At 50.7% G+C, this 1,888-nt stretch carries 1 rRNA gene; it reads left to right on the forward strand.

The annotated features are described in order from the left end of the window. Positions 1 to 273 precede the first annotated feature (273 nt). Positions 274 to 1,832, forward strand: a 16S ribosomal RNA gene (locus VOR_RS0112155). Positions 1,833 to 1,888 lie beyond the last annotated feature (56 nt).

Genomic DNA, 1,888 nt, shown 5'->3' on the forward strand with positions numbered 1-1,888 from the left:
GCTCTTTAACAATATAAACCTATCAATCTGTGTGGGCACTCGTTGATGATAATCGAAAAAGATTTATCAATGAACTGAGTGACCTGAACTAGCAATAGTTCGAATGCTTTTTGATTTCACTTTTTCTTAAAAAGTGAAGACCAAGAAGCGGCACAGTCAATTCATTGTTGTTCTGTTGGAACAACAATAGCTTTAAAATTACTTTTTTACTTTCGAGTAAGAGCAGTTTTGAAGTCAGTATTCATTGAGCCGGTCTTAGGACCAACAAAACTTTAATTGAAGAGTTTGATCATGGCTCAGATTGAACGCTGGCGGCAGGCCTAACACATGCAAGTCGAGCGGCAGCACAGAGGAACTTGTTCCTTGGGTGGCGAGCGGCGGACGGGTGAGTAATGCCTAGGAAATTGCCCTGATGTGGGGGATAACCATTGGAAACGATGGCTAATACCGCATGATGCCTACGGGCCAAAGAGGGGGACCTTCGGGCCTCTCGCGTCAGGATATGCCTAGGTGGGATTAGCTAGTTGGTGAGGTAATGGCTCACCAAGGCGACGATCCCTAGCTGGTCTGAGAGGATGATCAGCCACACTGGAACTGAGACACGGTCCAGACTCCTACGGGAGGCAGCAGTGGGGAATATTGCACAATGGGCGCAAGCCTGATGCAGCCATGCCGCGTGTATGAAGAAGGCCTTCGGGTTGTAAAGTACTTTCAGTCGTGAGGAAGGTGGTGTTGTTAATAGCAGCATCATTTGACGTTAGCGACAGAAGAAGCACCGGCTAACTCCGTGCCAGCAGCCGCGGTAATACGGAGGGTGCGAGCGTTAATCGGAATTACTGGGCGTAAAGCGCATGCAGGTGGTGGATTAAGTCAGATGTGAAAGCCCGGGGCTCAACCTCGGAACCGCATTTGAAACTGGTTCACTAGAGTACTGTAGAGGGGGGTAGAATTTCAGGTGTAGCGGTGAAATGCGTAGAGATCTGAAGGAATACCGGTGGCGAAGGCGGCCCCCTGGACAGATACTGACACTCAGATGCGAAAGCGTGGGGAGCAAACAGGATTAGATACCCTGGTAGTCCACGCCGTAAACGATGTCTACTTGGAGGTTGTGGCCTTGAGCCGTGGCTTTCGGAGCTAACGCGTTAAGTAGACCGCCTGGGGAGTACGGTCGCAAGATTAAAACTCAAATGAATTGACGGGGGCCCGCACAAGCGGTGGAGCATGTGGTTTAATTCGATGCAACGCGAAGAACCTTACCTACTCTTGACATCTACAGAATCCTGCGGAGACGCGGGAGTGCCTTCGGGAACTGTAAGACAGGTGCTGCATGGCTGTCGTCAGCTCGTGTTGTGAAATGTTGGGTTAAGTCCCGCAACGAGCGCAACCCTTATCCTTGTTTGCCAGCGAGTAATGTCGGGAACTCCAGGGAGACTGCCGGTGATAAACCGGAGGAAGGTGGGGACGACGTCAAGTCATCATGGCCCTTACGAGTAGGGCTACACACGTGCTACAATGGCGCATACAGAGGGCAGCAAGCTAGCGATAGTGAGCGAATCCCAAAAAGTGCGTCGTAGTCCGGATTGGAGTCTGCAACTCGACTCCATGAAGTCGGAATCGCTAGTAATCGTAGATCAGAATGCTACGGTGAATACGTTCCCGGGCCTTGTACACACCGCCCGTCACACCATGGGAGTGGGCTGCACCAGAAGTGGTTAGTTTAACCGCACTTTCTTCGGAGAGAGTGGAGGACGATCACCACGGTGTGGTTCATGACTGGGGTGAAGTCGTAACAAGGTAGCGCTAGGGGAACCTGGCGCTGGATCACCTCCTTATACGAAGATTACACTGATGAGTGTCCACACAGATTGATGGTTTATACAGTTTAAGA

The organism is Vibrio ordalii ATCC 33509, from assembly GCA_000257205.1.
Classification (GTDB): domain Bacteria; phylum Pseudomonadota; class Gammaproteobacteria; order Enterobacterales; family Vibrionaceae; genus Vibrio; species Vibrio ordalii.